General features: G+C 61.3%; 22 protein-coding genes. 10 read left to right on the top strand and 12 right to left on the bottom strand.

Features of this window, described 5'->3' with window-relative positions; genetic code table 11:
* Position 1: 1 nt before the first annotated feature.
* Complete coding sequence (locus tag BLP99_RS08940; RefSeq protein ID WP_083714526.1) at positions 2–2,404, bottom strand: hybrid sensor histidine kinase/response regulator; 2,403 nt, start codon at positions 2,402–2,404, stop codon at positions 2–4.
* On the bottom strand, positions 2,404–3,192 hold the full coding sequence (locus tag BLP99_RS08935) for a response regulator transcription factor (RefSeq protein ID WP_072430852.1): 789 nt from the start codon (positions 3,190–3,192) through the stop codon (positions 2,404–2,406). Before BLP99_RS08935 ends, BLP99_RS08940 begins: the two co-directional genes overlap by 1 nt.
* A 211-nt stretch (positions 3,193–3,403) precedes the next feature.
* Here BLP99_RS08935 and BLP99_RS08930 point away from each other — a divergent pair, with 211 nt between their 5' ends.
* Positions 3,404–4,549, top strand: a complete 1,146-nt coding sequence (locus BLP99_RS08930; RefSeq protein ID WP_143007940.1) for a hypothetical protein — start codon at positions 3,404–3,406, stop codon at positions 4,547–4,549.
* A gap of 16 nt (positions 4,550–4,565) precedes the next feature.
* On the opposite strand, the gene BLP99_RS08925 is transcribed toward BLP99_RS08930, so the two are convergent.
* Positions 4,566–5,111, bottom strand: a complete 546-nt coding sequence (locus BLP99_RS08925) for a DUF4256 domain-containing protein (RefSeq protein ID WP_092180185.1) — start codon at positions 5,109–5,111, stop codon at positions 4,566–4,568.
* A gap of 59 nt (positions 5,112–5,170) precedes the next feature.
* Positions 5,171–6,373, bottom strand: a complete 1,203-nt coding sequence (locus tag BLP99_RS08920) for a hypothetical protein (protein ID WP_072388224.1) — start codon at positions 6,371–6,373, stop codon at positions 5,171–5,173.
* Positions 6,374–6,522: 149 nt separating this feature from the next.
* Between BLP99_RS08920 and BLP99_RS08915 the strand changes: the two genes are divergently transcribed.
* Positions 6,523–6,927, top strand: coding sequence for a DUF488 domain-containing protein (locus BLP99_RS08915; protein ID WP_072458669.1), 405 nt, complete (start codon positions 6,523–6,525; stop codon positions 6,925–6,927).
* A gap of 81 nt (positions 6,928–7,008) precedes the next feature.
* Here BLP99_RS08915 and BLP99_RS08910 read toward each other — a convergent pair whose 3' ends face one another.
* Positions 7,009–7,380: a PH domain-containing protein gene (locus BLP99_RS08910; RefSeq protein ID WP_072388228.1), complete on the bottom strand. Its 372-nt coding sequence runs from the start codon at positions 7,378–7,380 to the stop codon at positions 7,009–7,011.
* 175 nt (positions 7,381–7,555) lie between these two features.
* On the opposite strand from BLP99_RS08910, the gene BLP99_RS08905 reads away from it, so the two are divergent.
* Both BLP99_RS08905 and BLP99_RS08900 read left to right on the top strand, forming a co-directional pair.
* Positions 7,556–8,551: a TRAP transporter substrate-binding protein gene (locus BLP99_RS08905; protein ID WP_072430793.1), complete on the top strand. Its 996-nt coding sequence runs from the start codon at positions 7,556–7,558 to the stop codon at positions 8,549–8,551.
* A gap of 252 nt (positions 8,552–8,803) precedes the next feature.
* Positions 8,804–10,711, top strand: a complete 1,908-nt coding sequence (locus BLP99_RS08900; RefSeq protein WP_092180183.1) for an alkaline phosphatase D family protein — start codon at positions 8,804–8,806, stop codon at positions 10,709–10,711.
* A gap of 184 nt (positions 10,712–10,895) precedes the next feature.
* Here BLP99_RS08900 and BLP99_RS08895 read toward each other — a convergent pair whose 3' ends face one another.
* Together BLP99_RS08895 and BLP99_RS08890 are read right to left on the bottom strand one after the other, a co-directional pair.
* The gene (locus BLP99_RS08895) at positions 10,896–11,630 is read right to left on the bottom strand and encodes a YiaD family glycine zipper/OmpA-like lipoprotein (RefSeq protein WP_072388234.1); all 735 of its coding nucleotides are present in this window, start codon (positions 11,628–11,630) and stop codon (positions 10,896–10,898) included.
* Positions 11,631–11,772: 142 nt separating this feature from the next.
* On the bottom strand, positions 11,773–12,225 hold the full coding sequence (locus BLP99_RS08890) for a winged helix-turn-helix transcriptional regulator (protein ID WP_092180181.1): 453 nt from the start codon (positions 12,223–12,225) through the stop codon (positions 11,773–11,775).
* A gap of 104 nt (positions 12,226–12,329) precedes the next feature.
* Here BLP99_RS08890 and BLP99_RS08885 point away from each other — a divergent pair, with 104 nt between their 5' ends.
* Entirely contained in the window at positions 12,330–13,562 is a 1,233-nt protein-coding gene (locus BLP99_RS08885; protein ID WP_092180179.1) for an MFS transporter, read from the top strand.
* Here the strand turns inward: BLP99_RS08885 and BLP99_RS08880 are convergent.
* Entirely contained in the window at positions 13,528–14,703 is a 1,176-nt protein-coding gene (locus BLP99_RS08880; protein ID WP_092180243.1) for an aspartate aminotransferase family protein, read from the bottom strand. The genes BLP99_RS08885 and BLP99_RS08880 overlap by 35 nt on opposite strands.
* Positions 14,704–14,802: 99 nt before the next feature.
* Here BLP99_RS08880 and BLP99_RS08875 point away from each other — a divergent pair, with 99 nt between their 5' ends.
* The 5 genes from BLP99_RS08875 (at position 14,803) to BLP99_RS08855 (ending at position 18,857) form a co-directional block, all read left to right on the top strand.
* Positions 14,803–15,729: a LysR family transcriptional regulator gene (locus BLP99_RS08875; protein ID WP_092180177.1), complete on the top strand. Its 927-nt coding sequence runs from the start codon at positions 14,803–14,805 to the stop codon at positions 15,727–15,729.
* A gap of 66 nt (positions 15,730–15,795) precedes the next feature.
* Entirely contained in the window at positions 15,796–16,413 is a 618-nt protein-coding gene (locus BLP99_RS08870) for a hypothetical protein (RefSeq protein ID WP_072388242.1), read from the top strand.
* Positions 16,406–17,146 (top strand): hypothetical protein, encoded by a 741-nt coding sequence (locus BLP99_RS08865; RefSeq protein WP_092180175.1) that lies wholly within the window; start codon positions 16,406–16,408, stop codon positions 17,144–17,146. Before BLP99_RS08870 ends, BLP99_RS08865 begins: the two co-directional genes overlap by 8 nt.
* 124 nt (positions 17,147–17,270) lie before the next feature.
* A complete protein-coding gene (locus BLP99_RS08860) occupies positions 17,271–18,014 on the top strand; it encodes a DUF72 domain-containing protein (protein ID WP_092180241.1) in 744 nt (247 codons plus the stop codon).
* 138 nt (positions 18,015–18,152) lie between these two features.
* Complete coding sequence (locus BLP99_RS08855; protein WP_072388246.1) at positions 18,153–18,857, top strand: hypothetical protein; 705 nt, start codon at positions 18,153–18,155, stop codon at positions 18,855–18,857.
* A gap of 178 nt (positions 18,858–19,035) precedes the next feature.
* Here the strand turns inward: BLP99_RS08855 and cyoE are convergent, their stop codons facing one another.
* Genes cyoE through cyoB form a run of 4 tightly spaced genes read right to left on the bottom strand, consistent with a single transcriptional unit; the run spans position 19,036 to position 22,931 of the window.
* The gene (cyoE, locus tag BLP99_RS08850; RefSeq protein ID WP_003178131.1) at positions 19,036–19,923 is read right to left on the bottom strand and encodes a heme o synthase; all 888 of its coding nucleotides are present in this window, start codon (positions 19,921–19,923) and stop codon (positions 19,036–19,038) included.
* 11 nt (positions 19,924–19,934) lie between these two features.
* Positions 19,935–20,270 carry a cytochrome o ubiquinol oxidase subunit IV gene (gene cyoD, locus BLP99_RS08845; RefSeq protein WP_072388248.1) on the bottom strand — a complete coding sequence of 112 codons (336 nt, stop codon included), beginning with the start codon at positions 20,268–20,270 and terminating at the stop codon, positions 19,935–19,937.
* On the bottom strand, positions 20,271–20,897 hold the full coding sequence (locus BLP99_RS08840; RefSeq protein ID WP_072388250.1) for a cytochrome o ubiquinol oxidase subunit III: 627 nt from the start codon (positions 20,895–20,897) through the stop codon (positions 20,271–20,273).
* Between the two features lie 3 nt (positions 20,898–20,900).
* Positions 20,901–22,931 (bottom strand): cytochrome o ubiquinol oxidase subunit I, encoded by a 2,031-nt coding sequence (gene cyoB, locus BLP99_RS08835; RefSeq protein WP_072388252.1) that lies wholly within the window; start codon positions 22,929–22,931, stop codon positions 20,901–20,903.
* Between the last annotated feature and the right edge of the window lie 3 nt (positions 22,932–22,934).

Here is a 22,934-nt window from a genome sequence, read left to right as displayed (position 1 = left end):
GCTATCGCTCCCAGGCCATGGCGCGAGGCACCGTGTCCAAGCCCGCCAGTGTCTTGACCCACGCCAGCAACTCGCGGCTGTCGGCGGGCTTGAGCAGGACCGCATCGAAGACCAGATCCGGCGGATAGCCCTGCGGCCTGCGCGCAGGCACCGCCGAGTAGAGCATCACTGGCAGACCGCGCCAATGCTCGCGTACCCGTTGCAGCAGTTCCCAGCCATCCATGCCAGGCATCATCTGGTCGCTGATCAACAGATCGACCGGCTGCTGCGCCAGGCAGGCCAAGGCGTCCTCGCCGTTGGCCGCGATGCTCACGTCGAAACCGTAGCCGGCCAACAGGTCATACAGCCATTCGCTGTTCTGCTCGATATCGTCCACCAGCAGGACCTGCTTGCCCTGGCCATCCAGCGGCGCGGCATTGTTATCGACGATGCCGTTTTCAAGCTCGTCTTCCTGGGCGCATTTCAACTGCAAACGAAAGCTGAAGCGGCTGCCGCCCTGCCCCGTGGCCTGGGGTTGCAAACGGCTGCCCATGCGCTCCAGCAGTTGGGTGACGATGGACAGGCCCAGCCCGCTGCCTTCGAAGCGTTGCGCATTGCGGCCGCGGCGAAACGGTTGCAGCAGCTGTTCGAATTCCTGTGGATCGATGCCGATACCGCTGTCGATCACGCTGAACGTCAGCTCGACAGTCTCCGGGCCGGCTCCTGGACAAGCATTCACTTCAAAGCGGATCTGGCCATCACGGGTGAATTTCGCCGCGTTCGCCAGCAGGTTCATGAGGATCTGCCGGAGGCGTTTGAAATCGGCCTCCACCAGCGCCGGCAGGTCATCCGCCAGGACGGCTTCAAAGGTATTGCCCTGCCGCGCGGCGAGGAAGGCCGCCTCATCGGCGACCTCCCTGAGGAACCCGTACAGATAGCCGGGCGCGAGGGTCAGTTGCATCTGCTCCAGCTCGCCGCGGGAGAACTCGAGCATCTCGTCGATCAGCTCCAGTTGCTGGCGGGCATTGCGCTCGATGCTGGCCGGGTATTCCCGGTTGGGCCCGCCGTGCAACAGCCGTGCGTAGTCGATGATGCGCACCAGCGGCGAACGCAGGTCGTGGCTGATGCGGGCCATCAACGCACTGCGGGCCGCCAGGGATTCGCGCAACTGGGCGGTGCGTAGCGCCACGGTGCTTTCCAGGCGCTCATGCTCGGCCTGGCGCTGTTGTTCGAGGCTCGACAGCGCATGCTTCTCCCGGTGACGGCTGCGGCTGACTTCCATGATCAGCGTGCACACCAGCAACGCCACGCCCGGCAGAGTCGAGGACAGGCTGTTCTTGCTTTGCGGCGATTGCCAGGGCAACTGTTCCTGGGGGAAGAAATACCGCATCAGCAATTGCGAAAACAGCAGTGCCGGAACCAGCCACGCCATCCAGCTGTAGCTGAGCCGCCTGCGCCAGGCCATGAACAACGTGGCCAGGAGCACGCCGTAGAAACTCAACAGGGAGGCCTGGATCATCTGCGCCCCCTGGATCGGATCGACCTTCAGCCACCAGACCCGGCCAAGGGCACATCCCAGCAGCGGTACCCAATAACTCCAGCCAATGAAGGCGGGCAGCCGGGCCACCTGCAGCAGCACGCGCATGTAGGCGAGGAACAGCACGAAGGAGATCACGCTGGCGCAGGTCAGCAGTTCCCGCGTCCAGCCCAGCGCCGAGGGCCAGTAGACGAGGTAGCCGTTCAAGATACAGGTCAGCAGGATATAGCTCAGGACCGCGCCCGCATTCACGCTCAGCAACCGGGAACGCAGGATCCAGCCGACGATGAGGCCGAACGGGACCACCAGCAGGACGATGCCCAGGGTGAGGCCGTCGCTCAGGTACGTCTGCTGCTGACTGCGCAGCAATGCCGGTTCGGACCATAGCTGCGGCTCCAGCAGCATCTGGAAGTGGCTGGTGACCCGGATCAACAACGTGGTGCCCTGCCCTGCCGCCAGCGACACCGCAAACGCCGGCTGACGCGCCGCTGGTTGGGGCCATTCGGCCAACGGATGGGCACTGCCGGCATGGGCTTCGCGCCAGCGCCCCTCTGAAGGCTGGTAGACACGGATGTCTTCCAGGCGCGGCGCTCCGATCACCAACAGGCGCGAACAGGCCGTATCGTTCGGATTGGTCAGTTGCACTTTGAGCCAGAACGCCGAGCGGCTATAGCCTTGCGCCGGCCAATCCGGAGTCGCGATGCTGAATCGCGTTTCGGGCAACCGGGCAACTTCATCCACGCTCAACCTGGCCTGCTCGTCCTCGAAAACCTGCATCGAGGGCATCAGGTCCAGGCGTTCAACCTGGCAGAAGCCCATGGGTGCCGCACGCAAACGGTCGGCGCACAACAACGCCAGCGCCAGCAGCACAAACCGTAGAAGCCGCATCAGGTGCGCCCGGCCGACTCTGTATCAGCGATGCCCAGGGTCTGCTGGCGAAACTGGCTGGGGGTCATGCCGATTCGCTGGCGGAAGGCCGTGGTGAAGTTGCAGGCATTGCGAAACCCCACCAGTTCGGCGACGTCTTGCACACTCATGGCGCTTTCGCCGAGCAACTCCTGGCCGCGACGCAGCCGCGCATCGCGAATATAGGCGAACACGGTCAGGCCCAGATGCTCGCGAAAAATCCGTGAAAGGCGTTTCTCATGGGTGCCGACCTTGTGCGCCAGTTGCACCAGGGAAGGGATGTCGTCGAGGTGATTTTCGATCAGCCGCATCGCCGCGCGCAGGACGATCTCGTCACCCTCGGGCTCCGGCTCCGCCGGGCTGTGCTGGTTGGTCGGCGGTGCGCGCCAGGTCAATTGCAGGTGGATCCTGATACGCGCCAGCACTTCCTCGGGGGCGCAGGATTTGGGAATGTAATCGACCCCGCCGACGGTCAGCCCCTCCAGGCGCTCGACGGTGCTGTTGGCCGAAGACAGGAAAAGAATGGGGGTCTGGCGGGTCGCCGGTGCCTCGCGCAACAGTCTGCACAGGCTGAAACCATCCATCTGCGGCATGTGCACGTCCAGCACGATCAGGTCCGGACGCAACGCCAAGGCTCGCTGGTAGCCCTGGTGGGCGTCGCTGGCCAGGGATATGCGCCAGGGTTGCGCCTTGAGCAGGACGAGGGTTGCCCGGAGGTCCTCGGGCTCATCGTCGATAAGCAGGATATGCGGCAGCGGCCCGGATGACACAGCCGCATCCCCAGCCGCCCGCCTTTCATATCGTCCGTCGTCCATACGCTGCGTTCTCTTATCGTGCCTTTGCCAGGCCTGTGCCGAAAAAGCAGAGGCATCGCAAAGGCAATCGATGGATCGGTAAAAATCGTTATACCGATAGCGGCAGGTCAGGTGAAGACTTGAAGGCGTAGCGCACGGACGACATTGTTTCCTCAAGGTCGTTTGCATGAAAAAAGGCCTTGCCGGGCAAGACCTTTTTTATGCAAACGACATCCGTGGTGAACATCGGACAGGACATGGCGGGAGGCGTCGAAGATTTGTTGTCGAAACGCAGCCCAGCAATATAGCATCGAGCCATCATTCGAAAGGACGCCTGGACCATGCACGGATCGCTACACGACTCCACACCCCCAACCGCTCCGGCGGTCCCATCGTGAGCGCCCTGGACTCCAGCACCATCGGGCAGTTGAGCACGTTCCTGATCATCTCGCTGTCCTTGCTTGCCGTCCTTGGAATCGCAAAGGCCTTGAGCAAAGCCAATCGGAAAACAAATCCCGACTCTCAGGTTTTCCTCTACGGCACCCTTGCGGTTTCATTGCTGATCATCGTCTCGGCAACGCTGATCTGGGACAAGAGTAATCTTCCCGCATGGCTCCAAGGTATCGGCAGTATCTACGCGATCATTGTGGCGATACTCGTCTCCCGGCACGAAAGTAGAAACTCCGAAGCGCGAAGCCGACAGGAGAGAGCCGACGACCACAAACGCGAAGCCCAGCGGCTGATCGAGGAGAAAGTAGAGGCCACCCGAGCCATCTACCAGATGGTGCTTCGGGCGTTCATGTGTTTTAGCTACGTACGTGAAAACGCCTATGACAAAAGCCTGACGTGCAAGGATATCGGCCCCCGCAAGGGGAAGCCGGAGCTCAAGATCAATGCCGGAAAAAAATGGATTTCGCTCGGGTTCAAGGCATCCGACATCCGGGTACAGCTCCGACAGCTTGAAGCGTTCACGCAGCAATTGGAAAAGATATCGCCCTTCGATCACAGAGACGCTGTCCTGGCCTTGCTGACGTCTGAGTTCTGTGCCTCGATCAAGGTATTGTTTGCCGATCTAGCGACGGGCTGGAACATCAAAAGCACGCTTGCGCCCCCCGATGCCAATGCCGATACAACGATCAAGTATCCACCTTGCGAAAGAAACGCCACCTACACCGAAACCGAGAAGCTCATTGGGCTGAGCGAGTTTCTCGCCCACGGCATATTCCACCTGTATTTGGACGAGCCGGAATGCAATCGCATCGAGGAGGTTTTTCTCCAGTGGGAGAAACGGGCAGATGAGATTTTTGCCAGCGGCGGTTCCACCACAGCCTGATGCAGAGGCCAATGAGCTATAGGCTCAACATCCCCCGGAACCCTCTCGCCGCGTAATACGACTGAACCCCGTTGTGGTAGATGAACACCCGTCCATAACGGCAGTCCCCGAATATCGCCCCACCCAGCGCACGTACTTCGGGGGGCGTCGCCAGCCAACTGGAGGTTTTCAAGTCAAACGCCTCCAGCGCCTGGAGTTCGCGGTACTGCTCCTCGGTCAATAGCGCCACGCCCATCTCGGTCGCCATGTCCAGGGCATTGCCCTGGGGCTTGTTTTCCTTGCGCGCATCCAGGGCCGCGCGATCATAGCAGAGGCTTCGACGGCCGGTGGGGGTCTCCCTGGCGCAGTCGCAGAAGGTCACGCGCCCGGTGTGCGGGTCGTGGCCAATGACGTCGGGCTCGCCTCCGGTGGCTTCCATGGCGTGGAGGGATTTCAACGCGGCGCGGTTGCCTTCGAGGCGGGCCAGGACGTCGGACCATTGAAGGCCAGGGTGGCGCTGGGGATTGCGTTCGAAGCGGGTCTTCAGGGTGTCGAGAAGGTCATTGTGTTCTTGTTTTTTCATGAGGCTAAAGTCCCAGGCTCTGTACGAGAAGCCTAGTGCGATGTTTGAGAAGCACCACACTAGAACAAGGCGCCACTGAACACCGGGGCATTATGGAACCGCGTATGGCCTGCCACTGCGTTCGTATACTGCTCGACCAGGTCGTATTCCCCCAGGTCCACCATTTCGATCGAATTGGGCACGGTGACCGACTTGGTCATGGGCTGGATGACCAGGCCCTTGACCACGGGTGGGCCCGGATTGATCAAGGCGTCGAGAATTTTCCTGACCATGGTGGTCTTGGCGAACACATCCGTGGTGGACGTGCTGGCCAGATTCCCGTTTGTGCCCAGCAGGCCGATCAGGCAGTAGAAAACCCAGCAGGGCGACATCTGCCAGCCGTACTGGGCTTCGTTCAGGGATGCATCCACGCTGCCTTTGCACTCGACGATGATGTACTCCTCAACCACGCCGCTGAGCAGATTGCGCTTGACCCAGATCTGGTCGATGCCGTTATTGCGCCCCGATGAAGCCTTGCCGATCTTCATCTGGTACTCATTGCCGAGCACGGTGATCAGAAGCTTGGCGGCGGCATATTCGCCGCGGGTTTCACTGGCGAAATGGATGGCTTTGGAGTTTTCCAGGTTCTGGAAGTGGTTCTGGATCCGGTCGCCTGACTTGCGGTCATGCACCGAGAACTTATGGGAAATGCCTCCGTAGGCTTGCAACCAGTTGTACACCTTCGCCTGTGCGGCAGGATCCATGCCCAGCAGGTTCCAATAGTTCAGCGCGGTCGGGTCGGGCACAGGCTGGAACAGCGCGGCCCGGCGCTCGATGACCTGCTGGGCGGCAAAGGTCGAGACGGGATTGGTCGTTCCGAATACCTGCTCGACATCGGGGTGGTAATAACTGCCCTTGGTGAATTGCTTGTCCCGTGCGACCGCTTCCTTGATCTTCACGGCGTCCAGGGTGTCCAGCAGGACCAGCTGATCGGCCCTGTGGGGGTTGTTGTAGTCCGACGTGAGGCCATGCCGGTTGGTGATCTGGTTCAGTACGTGCCGCCACTCCTGGCCCAGGCTGTCCACTTTCGTGATACCCAGGCTGCCGATGGGCGTGAACGGATAGCTGCCTGTCGTCAGGGTCAGGGGCTTGGAATCGAACTCGGTATCGGAAGTGAAGAACAAGGTGGTTTTCTTGCCATCGCGCTTTTCCTTGGGCGCCAACTCCATGATCTTCACGTTCAATGGCTCGGTCAGGCTCGTGTAGTCATTCAATTGATTCATCGGTATCCCTCCCCGTCATCCCGGCGCGAATAATTCACTCTAGGCGGCGGAATTCGGGACGTCCAGGGATCGGAAAACAGTCCTTCAGGGGTGCGGCATTGCCTTGGAGGACCTATGCTGACGCGTGTCCCTTTGACAGGCCGCCCGTCATGATCCAATGCAAACGCGCCTATGATGCCCCGGCTCCCGAGGACGGCAAACGCGTGCTGGTGGACCGCCTGTGGCCACGCAACTGCCGCAAGGATGAACTGCACCTCGATGAGTGGCTTGCGGACGTCGCGCCCACCCATCAATTGCGCAGGGCGTTCAAGGCTGGGGACCTTTCCTTTGCCCAGTTCAAGGCCGCGTATCGCCAGGAACTGAATGCCCGGCCGCAGCATTGGTGGGCGCTGGTGGACATCGCCCGCAGCGGCAATCTCACGCTGGTCCATGCCGCCAGGTCCACAGTGGAGAACAACGCCGTGGTGCTGGCCGAATGGCTGGAGGATGAGTTGGAGAAACGGGCAGAGATGAGCTCGCCGGCCTGTTATCTATCGGAGTTTCCCGGAGACTGAGACGCCCAGGCAGGGCGGCTGGGCTGGCGTCTTCGCGGGCGAGCCCGCTCCCACCGGGACGGATCCGGGAGAGCAGTTTTTTCAGCCCAGGAGATGCTTGGAGATCAACCTGGATATCTCAACGATGCCGGTCTTGCCGGTGAATTCGAATTTCACCTTGCCCAGGGATGAAAAGTAGATCTCAAGCTCCGAGTCCAGGTCGAAGGTGCCGGACGTTTCGATCGAGTAGGCGACGATGTTCTTGTAAGGCAGGGAAGTGAAGTCTTTCTTGCTGCCGGTAATGCCTTGCACGTTCACCGCGATGATGCGTTTGTTGGTGAACACCACGCCGTCGCGCATGGACTTGTAGGCGTCGATGACCTGTTCGCCTTCCAGCAGCAGGGCCGTGACGCGTTCGGCGTATTCGTCGTTCTGCTTGAGCTTGAAGAAGCCTTTGTTATTGAAGTCGATCATGGGTTCGATCCTTGTGGGGTTGGAAAGCGTTCCAGGCTTCCTGGGCCGGTGCTGGCTGGATTCTGCTTCAGTCGACATCCGGATCACAAGGACATGCGTTTTTTCTCCTAGACTTGCCGTTGTCCCGGCTGCGGAATGAGCCCGGGCCGTCCATGAACGCAGAGGGAACCTGGCAATGCTCAATGTTTTTTGGAAAACACTCGTCTTTGGCCTGGCTGTCGGTCTGTTGGGCACGGCCATGGCGGCTGACCCCATTGTGATCAAGTTTTCCCATGTGGTGGCCGAGCAGACGCCCAAGGGCCAGGGCGCGCTGATGTTCAAGAAACTGGTGGAAGAACGCTTGCCGGGCAGGGTGAAAGTCGAGGTGTACCCCAATTCCACGCTGTACGGCGATGACAAGGAAATGGAGGCGTTGCTCCTGGGGGAGGTGCAGATCATCGCCCGGTCCCTGGCCAAGTTCGAGCAGTACACCAAGTCGGTGCAGCTGTTCGACTTGCCATTCCTGTTTGACGACATCGCCGCCGTGGACCGTTTCCAGCAGAGCCCTGAAGGCCAGAAGCTGCTCAAGTCCATGGAAAAGAAGAACGTTACCGGCCTGGCCTATTGGCACAACGGCATGAAGCAGTTGTCGGCCAACAGGCCCCTGCGGGTGCCCGAGGATGCACGGGGACTGACGTTCCGGATACAGACCTCCGCCGTACTGGACGAACAGTTCAAGGCGGTAGGCGCCAAGGCTCAGCCGATGATTTTTTCGGTGGTGTACCAGGGGTTGCGTACCGGTCTGGTCAACGGCACGGAAAACACCTATTCGAATTTCTACAACCAGAAGCTCAATGAAGTGCAGAAGTACGTCACCGAGTCCAACCATGGCATCCTCGACTACATGTTGATCACCACTTCGGACTTCTGGAACGGCCTGCCGCCGGATATCCGCAGCGAACTGGACAGGATCGTGGTGGAGTCCACCGCTCATGCGAACAAGGAAGCGGAACGGTTCAACCAGCAGGACAGGCAGCAGGTCCTGGATGCCAAGACCACCGAGATCATCACCCTCACCCCACAGGAGCGCAGCGCCTGGCGTGACAGGATGAAGCCGGTGTGGACGAAGTTCGAAAAAGAGATCGGAGCGGACTTGATCAAGGCGGCCGAGGCGTCCAACACCACTCAGTGACGCGACCGGGCCACGACAGCGTCCTTGGGCGAGCCATCTGAAGAGAGGTTCCGCGCTCGGCGTGGGCAGGCCTCCCATGAGGCTTGGCGGCACCTGCCGCAAGCGGAACGCGGAGCGTACCTGGCAGTGGTCCCACGCGGCGCGTGGGCACGGTGGAGTCCGCGACATTTGCGCCAGGCTGGCCTCTCCCCAGTTTTGAGGCCCATTGCGTTATGATCCCCGCCTCCACCCGAACCTGAGCTCTACCCGCGAATGCTGCCGTCCAGTCCCGACACGTCCCCTGCCCTGCCTCCTGTCCTGGTCGGCCCGCTGCTGCGGCGGTTGGAACCCACGCGGCTGGTGATGTGGCTGGTGGGAACACGTCCGTTGGCATTGACGCTGCGTGTGGATGGCCTGGGCGACCTTGCGCTGGGTGCATCGCGCTGCACGGTGGTGCCGGTGGGACAGCAAGCGTTCGTGCACCTGATCGATGTGCGCCTCCAAGCCCCCCTGCCCCAGGACGTGGCGATCGAATACGACCTGCTGGTGGATGGATCGCCCATCGCCGAATGGGCGCCGCATCTGCTGTACGGCCAGGCGCAATGCCCGAGTTTCGTGCTGCATTCGCGCATCGGGCAGCTGGTCCATGGCTCGTGCCGCAAACCGCATCATTACGCCAACGACGGCTTGCTGTGTGTCGACCGACTGTTGGAGCAGGCCACGGAACAGCGGCCGGCGCTGTTGATGATGAGCGGCGACCAGGTCTACGCCGATGACGTCGCCGGGCCGATGTTGCGGGCCATTCATGCGCTGATCGAGCGCCTGGGACTGTTCGAGGAATGCCTGGACGGCGCGGTGGTGGAAGACAGCGCCAAGCTCTATCGACACCCGGCCAGCTATTATCATCGCGCCGATCTGCTGCCGGCGCTGGAGAGCAACGAAACCCTGCGCGAGCGCTTCTTCGGCGGCGCGCGCAAGCCGATCTTCACCAGCAGCAGCGCCGATAATCACCTGGTGACGTTCGCCGAAGTCATGGCGATGTATCTGCTGGTCTGGTCACCGGTGCCATGGACCCTGGTCGACCCGCAGCCACCGGAGCTGACCGCCGAACGGCGCCAGCGCTACGACCTGGAACAGCAACGCATCGATGGCTTCAAGGCCGGACTGGGCGGTGTGGCACGGGTGTTCGCACACCTGTCGTGCCTGATGATCTTCGACGATCACGACATCACCGACGACTGGAACCTGTCCGCACAATGGGAGGAAACGGCCTACGGCCATCCGTTCTCCAAGCGCATCATCGGCAACGCGCTGATCGCCTACCTGCTCTGCCAGGGCTGGGGCAACAACCCGGACGCGTTCGAGGAGGTGATCCGGCACACCGTGGCCCTGGGCGAGACCGCCCGGGACCGCTACCTCGACAGCGAGCCCCAGGACAAACTGATCGACAGGCTGCTGGGTTTCCAGCAGTGGCATTACGTGCTGCCCAGCAGCCCGGCCCTGGTGGTCCTCGACACCCGCACCCGCCGCTGGCGCAGCGAGCGCAACCTCAGGCACCCCTCGGGCTTGCTGGATTGGGAGGCCCTGAGCGAACTGCAGCAGGAGTTGCTGGACCATCCCTCGGCCATCATCGTCTCGCCGGCACCGATCTTCGGGGTGAAGCTGATCGAAACCGTGCAGCGGGTGTTCAGCTGGTGCGGCTATCCGCTGCTGGTGGACGCCGAGAACTGGATGGCCCATCGCGGGGCGGCCCAGGTGATCCTGAATATTTTCCGACACTCACGCACACCCGGTAACTACGTGGTGCTGTCGGGGGATGTGCATTATTCCTTCGTCTATGAAGTGCTGATTCCGCACCGCAAGGGCGGCCCGCGGATCTGGCAGGTCACCAGCAGCGGCATCAAGAATGAATTTCCGCCGAGGCTGCTGGAATGGTTCGACCGCCTGAACCGCTGGCTCTACTCGCCTCGCTCGCCCCTGAACTGGTTCACCCAGCGCCGACGCATGCGCATCATTCCCCACACCCCGGAACATGCCGAGGCCGGGGAGCGCTTGTGGAACTCGGCGGGGATTGGCCAGGTGTTCTTCAACGAACAGGGGCAACCGGCCCGGATCTACCAGCACAACGCCAACGGCGCACCGCCGACGCGGATGCTGACACCACAATCGCCTCCGGACTGAGGCTGGAAAGCGTCGCCTCCCGGTCCGCGTCGGCATCGGTGCCGTCGATAAATCCGCTTTCGCGGGCAAGACCGCGCCCACAGGTTGGGTGATGAGCACAGCTCGGGACCGGATGGAAACGAGACCATGAAAAAAACGGGGGGCCATGTTTGCATGGCCCCCCGTTTTCATCCACTGCCGGCAATCAAGGGTATTGCTGGTAAGTCTGCCCCTGCTGTTGCGGAGCCTGGTACTGCTGGCCAGGGATCGCCTTGAGGTTCACCTCGACGCGACGGTTCTGGGCACGGCCGTTGACGTCGGCGTTGCTGGCGACCGGGTTGTCCGGGCCGGCGCCACGAGCACTCAGGTTGGCACTGCTCACCCCTTGGGAAGTGAGGTAGGTGGCGACGCTTTGCGCACGACGCTGGGACAGGTCCATGTTGTGCTGGCGGCTACCGGTGCTGTCGGTATAGCCCACGATCTCGATCTGGTTCTGGTTGAACTCCTTGAGGGAGTTGGCCAGGTTATTCAGCGGCTGGTAGAAGCTGGGCGCGATGTTGGCCGAATCGGTGGCGAAGGTGATGTTGCCCGGCATGATCAACTTGATCTGGTCACCCTGGCGCTGCACTTCCACGCCGGTATTGGCCATGCTGGCCCGCAGTTTCTTTTCCTGCTGGTCGGCGTAGTACCCGTAGCCGGCGGCGGAAGCACCCACGACTGCGGCGCCGATCAGCGCCCCTTTGCCACGGTTATCGTGACCGATGGCTGCACCGGCCAAGGCACCGGCCAGGGCGCCGAGGCCGCCGTACTTGGCCGTCTTGCTCATCCCTGAGGACTCAGTGGAAGCCTGGCCCTGGTTGTCATAAGGATTAGGCGACGCGCAGCCGGACAACAGGGCCACGGCGGTAGCGACAACGATCAAGCGACGCGAGGTGAACATGGGGACAAGCTCCTGGTTTTTCAGTCTGATGTGCCAGGGCATGGGCAATCGACTCTGGCTGGCGTTGGAACGCGGCAAAGGTTGAAAATTCCGTGCAGTGGCGAAGGTTTACCAAGAACTTACAAATCGAAACGGCCCCCCTTCAAGCCTTGGCCACGCGACGGCGATGGCAATCGCCCGCCTCGAGTTTCCTGCCATCGAGCGAACGAACCTCGAGCAACGCCACCGGCTCGTCCCGCTCATTGTCCAGCAGCACCGAGTACGTTTCCCCGGCCTTAAACAAATGTCGCTCACCCCACTGGCGCAGGGAAACCACGATGGGGAATACCTCGCGCCCCTTTTGCGTCAGTACATATTCCTTGTAGGCGCTGCCATCGGAGGCAGGCCTCGTCTCCAGCACCCCCACCTCCACCAGCGCCTTGAGGCGCGAAGCGAGGATGTTCTTCGCCAGCCCGAGGTTCTTCTGGAATTCACTGAACCTGCGCACGTCGTCGAATGCGTCGCGAACGATCAGCAGCGACCAGCGATCCCCAATGACCTCCACCGCCCGGGCCACCGGACACTCATGGCTGCCTGACCCTGCCTGCTGCGTCATCTGAATCACTCCCGCCGGAAAAACTGGTTGCAGATTAAAACCTGAACAGTTAGAAATCAAACAAGTGGTTTCAAATCAAAACCTGAATCTGCCAAGGAAGCACCATGACGTCACATGATTCCACCTTCCCCCAGTCGGACCGGACAACCGCTCCCGGGCTCACCCGGGGGCTGACGCTGCTGTTCTCCCTGGCCTGCGCCCTGGCCGTTGCGAATGTCTACTTCGTCCAGCCGTTGCTCGACTCCATCACCCAGGACCTGCGGATCGCCCCTGGCTTGGCCGGCACCGTGGTGACCGCTACCCAGGCCGGCTACGCCGTGGGCCTGGTGTTCATCGTTGCCTTGGGGGACCGGGTCAACCGCAAGCACTTGATGGTCTGCCAGACGCTGCTATCGGCCGTGGCGCTCGCTGTCGCCGGCTGCGCCAGGCAATGGCCGGTGCTGTTGGGTGCGATGGTCATGGTGGGGATGCTGGCGGTGCTGGTCCAGGTCATCGTCGCCTATGTCGCCGCCCTTGCCTCGCCGCAACAGCGCGGCCGGGCCGTGGGGTCGGTCACCAGCGGCGTGGTGGTGGGCATTCTGCTGGCCCGTCTGGTGTCGGGGGGCATTGCCGACCTGGCGGGATGGCGCACGGCGTATTTCGTTTCGGCGGGACTGATGCTGACCCTGTGCGTCGTGCTCGCCAGGGCGGTCCCGGCGATCAGCACACCCAGGCCCGACATGTCCTATGTGAGGTTGATCGGCTCGTTGTTCGCACTGCTCGTCACGGAGCGCACCCTGCGGACCCGGGGCCTGCTGGCCTTGTTGATCTTCGCCGCATTCAGTGTGTTATGGACCGCGATGGTGTTGCCTCTCAGCGCTGCGCCGCTGTCGTTGTCCCATACCCAGATCGGCCTGTTCGGCCTGGCCGGCGTGGCCGGTGCCCTGGCCGCCTCGAACGCCGGACGCTGGGCCGACCGGGGACTGAGCCGACGCACCACGGGCATTGCCCTGGCCTTGCTGACGCTGTCGTGGCTGCCCACGGCCTTCCTCCAGGTGTCATGGCTGGCATTGATTGCCGGGGTGATCATGCTGGATTTCGCCGTTCAGGCCGTGCACGTGACCAACCAGAGCCTCATCTTCGCCGCCCGCCCCGATGCACAGAGTCGCCTGGTGGGCGCGTACATGTGCTTCTACTCCCTCGGCAGCGCAGTGGGCGCCAGCGCCGCGACCCAGGTCTATGCCCAATGGGGCTGGGGCGCGGTCTGCCTGTTGGGCGCGCTGATCAGTGCGACGGCCCTCGCCTGGTGGGCCTGGACTGACCTCAGGCCTGCGCGAGCACCCGGCTCACGCCCCTGACGATCATTTCCACTTCCCGCTCGTCGACCGTCAACGGCGGCAGCAGGCGGATGACCTTGCCCCGGGTGACGTTGATCAGCAGGCCGTGGTCCCGGGCGGCGCAGAGGGCCAGGTCGCGGACCGGCTGCTTGAGTTCGATGCCGATCATCAGGCCCCGACCGCGAATCGCCAGCACGTTCGGGTTGTCCGCCAGTTCCGCCCGCAACCGGGTCAGCAACCGATCGCCCTGGACGCCGGCATTGTCCACCAGGCCTTGCTCTTCGATGATATCCAGCACCGTGCAACCGACCCGACAGGCCAGGGGGTTGCCACCAAAGGTACTGCCATGGCTGCCGGGGGTGAACAGTTCGGCCGCCTTGCCCCGGGCCAGGCAGGCTCCGATGGGCACTCCATTGCCCAGGCCCTTCGCGAGGGTCATGACGTCCGGCACGATGCCCTCGTGCTGGAACGCGAACCACTGGCCGGTACGGCCGATGCCCGTCTGGATCTCATCGAGCATCAACAACCAGGCCCGGCGGCTGCACAACTGCCGCAACGCCTTGAGGTAGCCCGGCGGCGCGAGCTGCACACCGCTTTCGCCCTGGACCGGCTCCACCAGTATCGCGACGATGCGTTCGCCGTGGGCTTGCTGGAGTGTTTCCAGGGCCTGTAGATCACCGAACGGCACCTTGATGAAATCCCCCGGCAAGCGGTTGAAACCCAACCGTACCGCCGGCCCATCGCTGGCGGACAGCGTGCCTAGCGTGCGCCCATGGAAAGCGTTCTCCATGACCACCACCAGCGGCTGCTCGATGCCTTTGTGCCAGCCATACAGGCGCGCCAGTTTCAACGCGGTTTCGTTGGCCTCGGCCCCCGAGTTGTTGAAAAACACCCGCTCCAGGCCGCAGAGCTGCGTGAGCCTGAGCGCCAGCCGCTGCTGCCAGTCGATGCTGTACAGGTTGGAGGTGTGCAGCAGCAGGCCGGCCTGCTCGCTGATGGCAGCCACCAGCCGGGGATGGGAGTGCCCGACATTGGTCACCGCCACGCCGGCCACGGCGTCGAGGTACTCGCGACCGTCCTGGTCCCACAGGCGCGTACCCAACCCGTGGGAAAAATTCAGCGCCAGGGGTTGGTAGGTGCTCATCAGACAGTCGGCAGTCATGACATCGGGCTCCATCAGGGTGGTTTTTTCCAGTATGGTTAGCCACCCTCGATGGATAAATGCCGCTTTACTTCATTCATTTAAAAGCAGGAATTGATAATGGACCTGTTCCAGGCCATGAACGTCTACGTCAAGGTGGTGGAGGCCGGCAGCCTGACCGCCGCGGCCCAGGCGTGCGAGATGTCCACTACCATGGTGGGCAATCACCTTCGCGCACTGGAGCAACGTCTCGGTGTGCGGCTGATCAATCGTACGACCCGTCGCCAGCGACTGACCGAATTCGGCTCGACCTACTATCAGCGTTGCCTGGAAGTGCTGGGGCTGGTGGCCGATTCCGAGCGCCTGGCCGAGCAGACCCAAGGCGAGCCCACTGGCACCCTGCGCATCACGGCGCCGCTGACCTTCGGCACCGAACGCCTCGCCCCGGCGCTGGCGCAGTTCAGCCAGCGCTGCCCCCAGGTCAAGCTGGACGTGGTACTGACCAACCAGCGCCTGGACCTGCTCGACCATGGCTTCGACGTCGCCATTCGCCTAGGCCTGCCGGATCCCAAGCTGATCGCCCGACCGTTGATGGACTACACCCTGACCATCTGCGCCTCCAGGGCCTACCTGGCACGCCGTGGCACCCCGCGACAACCGGCCGACCTGCAACAGCACGACTGCCTGTCCTTCGCCTACTCCGCCGGGGACGAGTGGCGCTTCGCCCAGGACCACTGGCCCATCAACGGTCCGGAGGGGGAAATCAAGGTGCCGGTCAACGGACCGATGCTGATCAACAGCTCCTCGGGCCTGCACCGCGCCGCCCTGGCCGGCATGGGCGTGGTGATGCTGCCCGATGCGCTGGTGGAACAGGACTTGAAGGACGGGCATCTGGTGGCTCTGCTGCAGGACTACCAACTGCCCCATCGGCCGATGAACCTGATTTACGCCCAGGACCGCTACCGCTTGCCCAAGCTGCGCAGTTTCGTGGAGTTTGCGTTGGAGAAATGGGCAAGATTTGCTGACGAGACGAAAAGTAGCCTTTAAAGGCTACTATTGAAGAAGTAGCCTTTAAAGGCTACGTTACGGCATCCCATGACAGGATTAAGTGCAATGAAGCTAGAGGCGGTCTTGACCGGCGACCTGATCCACTCGCAAAGCGCAGGGGATACGCTCGCCTACATCTCTGGCTTGAAAGCCGTGCTCAAGCAATTGGAAAAACGCTACAAGGCAAAAGCGGAAACCTTTCGCGGCGACGGTTTCCAGCTTTCGCTGGATCGGCCCGAACAGGCTCTTCACTGCGCCATTGCTCTGCGGGCAGCCCTGGTTGCAGCCAGCCCCGAAGGAGAGCGCTGGGATGCGCGGATCGCCGTAGGCATCGGTTCCGCGCAGCAATCGCAGACCTACCGCGAAGCCTTCGTCTTGTCCGGCCAAGGACTCGACAATATGAAGAAAAACACCCTGGCGATATTCAGCAACCATCAGGCATTCCAGGAACGTACAGAACTGCTGACAGAGTTCGTCGCCGCCATCCTTGAGCAGTGGACGGCTGTCGAAGCTCAAACCTATGCCATTCACCTGATCGAAGCCACCGACCAACAGAGCATTGCCGACGCCCTGGGTAAATCCCGCATCACCGTCAACAAAGCGTTGCAACGTGCCCAGGCACGTTTGCTGGATAAATACCTGGCGTATATCAGCCGGCTGATCGGAGAGCTGTCCGATGGTTGATGCATCGGCCTTGCTGGTCATCCTGTTGTTGGTACACGTACTACTGGGTTTCTGGATACCGCGCTACAGCAGCTTCCAACCGCCCCACCGCTTTAGCCAAAAGGTCATCATCAACCTGTTGATTGCAGGCATCTATTTCGTCGCGTTTACCTTGGTGATGATCCTGTTGCGCGATGATGACGCCTTCGCCTGGAAGGCCGGGCTGCTCATGGCGATTGCCAGATTCCTGACCCTTATCCTGACTCCGAATTCACCCAAATCACCGACCCTGGCTTTGCTGTCCAGGGAAGCCGTCCTGATAATCAGCCTGGTTGCGGTCTGGCTGGTTTGCGAGAACAACATTGCCAAGCTCCAGGTTTCCCTGGCCAAGCTGCTCACCCTGCCAGTGCTTGCTGTCGGACTTGCCTATGTCACCATGCTGCGTCCCGCTTCCGCCTTGATAAGCACGATACTCAGCCCGTGGATCAAGGAGATCGACAAAAGCGGCTCCCTGGCAAACGCCGGGACATTGATCGGTTATCTGGAACGGCTGCTGATTCTGACGTTTGTATTGCTCGAACAATGGGAGGCGGTCGGTTTCCTCCTGACGGCGAAAAGCATTCTGCGCTTCAATGAAATCCAGAACGCCAAGGTTCGTTCCCTGAGTGAGTACGTATTGCTGGGAACCCTGCTGAGCTTCAGCCTGAGCATCGCAGTGGGACTGCTCGTGACGTACATCCTGAAACCGCATTGAACATTTGTAGCCTTCTGAGGCTACTTTGGGCGATGTAGCCTCAGAAGGCTACATTGCAAAAGTTTGCAGCTTTGAGGCAAGTGCAACGGTCATAGATTGACCCTTGCAACCCGAGGCTCCGCCCTTGCCGACTGCTTTTCCCTCTCGCTCATGCCTTTACCTGGGCTGCGCCGGCTGGTCGCTGCCCCGGGAGCAATGGCCAGAATTCCCCGAGGGCGGTACGCATTTGCAGCGCTACAGCGCCCGCTTCCCGGCCGTGGAGATCAACAGTTCGTTCTACCGGCCGCACCGCCCCGCCACCTATGCCAAATGGGCGGACAGTGTCGCGGCGCACTTCCGGTTCTCGGTCAAGGTGCCCAAACAGATCACCCATGAACGGCGACTGCACGATTGCGAAGGGCTGCTGGATGAGTTTCTCGGGCAGTGTTCGCAGTTGGGAGAAAAGCTGGGCTGCCTGTTGATCCAGCTACCACCGTCCCTGGCATTCGAAGCTTCGGTGGCCCGCGCGTTCTTCACTGCCCTGCGCGACCGTTACCAGGGCTTGGCGGTGCTCGAACCCCGGCACCCGAGCTGGCTCGCGGCGCATGTCAGCACGCTGCTGTATGAGCAATGCATCGGCCGCGTCGCCGCCGACCCATCGCCTTTGCCCGATTGCGATCGGCCCGGTGGCTGGCCTGGCGTCCGCTATTACCGGCTGCATGGCTCGCCGCGAATCTATTACTCCGGTTATGAACAGACCTGGCTGGAGCAGCTTGCCCGGCAATTGAAGCACGAGCCCGACACACCGACCTGGTGCATTTTCGACAACACCGCCGCCGGCGCCGCGGTGCCCGATGCATTGCGACTGCAAGCGCTCATGGAGCGTTGAATTGCACCCGGGGTAACAAAAAACGACCTGCCGCCGGTTCAACCGTGACAACATCGCCCGCCTCCAATAGATTAGGCGGCCGAAAAAAGCCGTATGCCTTTCTCGCCTCATCCCGCTAACAGAAGTAGTGAAATTTCAATGTCCGATTCCAACACCGCTGAATCCGTAGTCACCCTGTCGTCCAAAGCGGAATACGAAAACTCCATCAATCTTTCACAGCATCTGCCCCAGGCCAAAAGCATCAGCGAGATGGTGCTGGACGCCTTCCAGTCGAATCGCGAAAGCGACCAGATCCGCGAACTGCGCAGCGCCATCCGCCAGGCTCACGATGCATTCGACGATGACAAGGCCTATGAACTGATGGGTCAGCTCAAGCAGCTCAAGGACGCCGAAGCCGCCGATTTCGCCGCCCTGGAAGACTTGAGCAGTCGCTTCCCCATCAGCCGCATCCTTTCCAGCTACAAGGACGATCCGGCCTTCCAGGAACTGGTCTACGGCCTGGCCCTGAAGGTGCTGAACCAGACTCACCAGGCCATCAGCAATCCGGGTGGCGGCAAAGGCAAGGCCTCGCGGGCCAAGAAGGAAGCGGAAGTGTTCGTCATCAGCAAGGACGGCATCAGCGTCACCCTGCCCTTGCGCACCCCACGCTCCAAGCCGAACGTCGACCGCGAAGCCTACGAGTTCCTGGGCTTCAGCTTCGTCGGCGAGGGCGACGACGCCGAGCTGGAAAACGAAACCTTCCTGGACAGCGACGGCACCGAACAACCGGCCACCCGCAAGAGCATCGTCACTGCCCTGCAGCAGCAAAAGGCATTCGACGGCTACAGCATCACCCAGCAATAAATCTCACTGTGGGAGCGAGCTTGCTCGCGATGAGGCCGTCACCTTCAACACTCATGAAAGCTGAGCCACCGCTATCGCGAGCGGCTCGCGCCCACAGGAACATCGACCGCCCGCAACGCCCATGAAAAAAGCCCCGCGCTTCTCTCGAAGGCGGGGCTTTTCGTATAGCGCCTGAAGCTTAAGGTGCGTAAGTGAGCAGCAGCTCGCTCGGCACTTTGAAGTCCAGGGACATCATGACGCTCAGGGCGGTGATGGTGAAGATCGAGAACACGAACAGCTTGCGTGCCCAGACCGTGTCATCCACCGCCTTGTAGCCGGTCCAGGCCATGTACAGCCAGTACATGCCCATGGCAGCGGCGACGGCGAGGTAGCTCATGCCGGCGTAGCCGCTGAAGGTCAGCATCAGGGTCGCCACCAGGAACGCCAGGATGTAGAGCAGGATGTGCTTCTTGGCCACGCGGATGCCGCGCTTGACCGGCAGCACCGGAATCGACGCTGCCAGGTAGTCATTGAAGCGGAAGATCGCGATGGCATAGGAATGCGGCATCTGCCACAGGCTGAACATCACCAGCAGCGTCAGCGCAGCCATGTCGAAGCTGTTGCTGACCGCCACATAGCCGATCACCGGCGGCATCGCCCCCGACAGACTGCCCACCAGCGTGCCGTGCACCGACTTGCGCTTGAGGTACAGGCTGTAGAGGCCGACGTAGATGACGAAACCGATCACCGCGAACAGCGCCGCCAACGGGTTGGCCACCCAATACAGCAACGCCACCCCGGCCACGCCCAGCACCGTGGCGAACGCCAGGGCCAGTTGCACCGGGATCAGCCCCTGGACCAGGGCACGGTTCTTGGTGCGCTCCATCTTGATGTCGATGTCACGGTCGATGCAGTTGTTGAACACGCAACCGGACGCCACCACCAGGGAGGTGCCGATCATCGCCGCCAGGAAGATGGCCAGATCGACATGCCCCTTGGAGGCCAGGAAAAAACCGCCTGCCACAGAAAGCACGTTACCGAAAATGATCCCCGGCTTGGTGATTTGGATAAAGTGCTTCAGGGACATCCGGAATTTCCTCAGTGCGCCATCATGTTGGTGTGGATGCTGAACATGATCCACAACGACAGGCCAACCAGCAGGACGATCACCAGCGCGGCGAAGATGAACGCAATCACGTTGTTACGCTGGGCGGCGGAACGATCCAGATGGAGGAAGTACACCAGGTGCACCAGGACCTGGACCACGGCGAAGATCAGGATGATCCACAGGGTCAGGCTCTTGGGCAGCGACGGGTACATCACCAGGCCGAACGGGATGACGGTCAGGATCACCGACAGGATGAAACCGATGGCATAGGACTTGACGCTGCCGTGGCCGGCGTCGTGGCCATCATGGGAATGTGCGTTAGCCATTTACAGGGTCCCCATCAGATAAACAACGGTGAATACGCAGATCCACACCACGTCCAGGAAGTGCCAGAACAGGCTCAGGCAGCTCAGGCGGGTCTTGTTGGTGGCGGTCAGGCCATTCTTCTGGACCTGGTACATCATGATCGCCATCCAGATCAGACCGCTGGTCACGTGCAGGCCGTGGGTACCGACCAGGGTGAAGAACCCGGAGAGGAAGCCGCTGCGGCTAGGACCGAAGCCTTCGGAGATCAACACGTGGAACTCGTTGATCTCCATGCCGATAAAGCCCGCACCGAACAGGAAGGTCATGCCCAGCCAGCCCAGTACCTGGTTTTTCTTGCCCTTGTACAACGCCAGCATGGCGAAGCCGTAGGTAATCGAGCTGAACAGCAGCAGAGCGGTCTCGCCCAGTACGTAGGGCAGCTCGAAGATGTCGTGGCCCGACGGGCCACCGGCGACGTTGTTCACCAGCACCGCGTAGGCCGCGAAGATCGACGCGAACAGAATGCAGTCGGTCATCAGGTAGAGCCAGAAACCGAATACGGTCATCTCGCCCGAGTCATGGTGATGGTCATCATGCCCATGGTCATGACCATGGGCGTGTCCAACATTGGTCACTAAGTTCGACATGGTTTAAGCCTGTTCCAACGAGGTTTCAACACGGGTGGCGGTGGCTGGGACTTTCCCGGCCGCTACCAGACGTTTGTGCTGCTCGGCTTCGATGCGCTCGATGACATCCACCGGCACCATGTAGCCCTGATCGTCACGGGCGGCATGGATGGCGAAATACACCACGGTGCCGACCAGGCTGGCGATGGCCAGCCACCAGATGTGCCAGATCATCGCGAAACCGAACACGGTCAACAGGCCGCCCATGACCACGCCGGTGGCGGTGTTGTTCGGCATGTGGATCGGCGAGTACTTGGCCGGAACCTGGTACGCGGTACCGTTTTCCTTGGCTTCGGTGAACGGGTCGATGGTGTCGGCTTTCGGCAGCACGGCAAAGTTGTAGAACGGGGGTGGCGAAGAAGTCGACCACTCCAGGGTATGGGCATTCCACGGGTCGCCGTGTTCGCACATGTTTTCCGGCTTGTTGCGGTCACGCACGCTGACGTACAGCTGGATCAGCTGGCAGGCGATACCGACGGCGATCAACACCGCACCGAACATGGCGACGTACAGGTACGGCACCCACTCAGGGTTGGTGGTGGTGTTCAGGCGACGGGTCATGCCCATGAAGCCCAGTGCATAGAGCGGCATGAACGCGACGAAGAAGCCGGTGATCCAGAACCAGAACGCGCCCTTGCCCCAGCCTTCGTGCAGCTTGAAGCCGAACGCTTTCGGGAAGTAGAAGGCGAAGCCGGCGATGTAGCCGAACACCGCGCCGCCGATGATCACGTTGTGGAAGTGCGCGATCACGAACAGGCTGTTGTGCAGGACGAAGTCAGCACCCGGGATGGCCAGCAGTACGCCGGTCATGCCGCCGATGGCGAAGGTCACCATGAAGCCCAGGGTCCACATTACATGGCTGGTGAAACGCAGGCGGCCCTGATAGATGGTGAACAGCCAGTTGAACAGCTTCACCCCGGTCGGGATGGAGATCAGCATGGTCGCCAGGCCGAAGAAGGCGTTGACGCTGGCACCCGACCCCATGGTGAAGAAGTGGTGCAGCCAGACCATGAAGCCCAGTACCGAGATCGCGCCCGAAGCGTAGATCATCGAGTGGTGGCCGAACAGTTTCTTGCCGGAGAAGGTCGAGATGACTTCGGAGAAGATACCGAACGCCGGCAGGATCAGGATGTACACCTCAGGGTGACCCCAGGCCCAGAACAGGTTCACGTACATCATCGGATTTCCACCCAGTTCATTGGTGAAAATGTGGAAATCCATGTAACGGTCAAGCGTCAGCAGTGCCAGGGTAGCGGTCAGGATCGGGAAGGAAGCGACGATCAGAACGTTGGCCCAGGTGCAGGTCCAGGTGAAGATCGGCATGTCCATCAGCTTCATGCCTGGAGTACGCATCTTCAGCACGGTGGCCAGGAAGTTGACCCCCGTGAGCGTTGTCCCCAATCCGGATAGCTGTAGCGCCCAGATGTAGTAGTCCACCCCCACGCCCGGACTGTACTGCAGCCCCGACAACGGCGGATAGGCAACCCAACCGGTCTTGGCGAATTCGCCGACGCCCAGGGAAACGTTGATCAGCACAACGCCGGACACCAGCAGCCAGAAGCTCAGGGAGTTCAGGAACGGGAAGGCAACGTCGCGCGCGCCGATCTGCAGCGGCACGGCCAGGTTCATCAGGCCGGTGAAGAACGGCATCGCCATGAAGATGATCATGATCACACCGTGGGCGGTGAAGATCTGGTCATAGTGTTCAGGCGGCAGGTAGCCAGGCGAACCCTCGGTGGCCATGGCCAGCTGGGTACGCATCATGATGGCGTCGGCAAAGCCGCGCAGCAGCATGACCATGGCGACGATGATGTACATCACGCCGATTTTCTTGTGGTCGACCGAGGTCAGCCACTCGGTCCACAGGTAGGTCCACTTCTTGAAGTAAGTGATCCCGGCGAACAGCGCCAGACCACCGAGCGCGATGATGGCGAGGGTCACCATGACAATCGGCTCGTGGAATGGGATCGCTTCCCAACTTAATTTACCTAACATCGT

It is taken from the genome of Pseudomonas sp. NFACC32-1, from assembly GCF_900101215.1.
Taxonomy (GTDB): domain Bacteria; phylum Pseudomonadota; class Gammaproteobacteria; order Pseudomonadales; family Pseudomonadaceae; genus Aquipseudomonas.
This window is presented reverse-complemented; position numbering and strand designations above follow the sequence as displayed.